This is a genomic window from Bacillus cereus group sp. N6, assembly GCF_016483705.1.
Taxonomy (GTDB): domain Bacteria; phylum Bacillota; class Bacilli; order Bacillales; family Bacillaceae_G; genus Bacillus_A; species Bacillus_A wiedmannii.
In genome coordinates this window covers 1-236 of the sequence record NZ_JAEHBI010000341.1, presented here as the reverse complement: position 1 = coordinate 236, position 236 = coordinate 1, and the positions used below count along the sequence as shown (strand labels likewise).

Genomic DNA, 236 nt, shown 5'->3' with positions numbered 1-236 from the left:
AAGTTATTTTCTTACTTTGGACAAAAGCCAACGACAAATAAAGTAGAGGATTATATACGTCATGAGGACGTTCATCCAGCCGCAGATACAAAACAATTAAAAGAAATAGCTGAATTACTAAAAGAGAAAAAGATTCCTTACATGATCACTTTTATTCCTCTATATACAGATGCAGATACAGTTAAAACACTGCATTTAAAGGATAAAACCGAACTAGTCGATCTTTTACGCACTAT

The 236-nt window shown here is 32.6% G+C and carries 1 protein-coding gene; it reads left to right on the top strand.

The annotated features are described in order from the left end of the window. A partial coding sequence (locus JDS99_RS31535) for a DUF2334 domain-containing protein (RefSeq protein WP_199696546.1) occupies nucleotides 1-236 on the top strand: 236 nt, incomplete at both ends.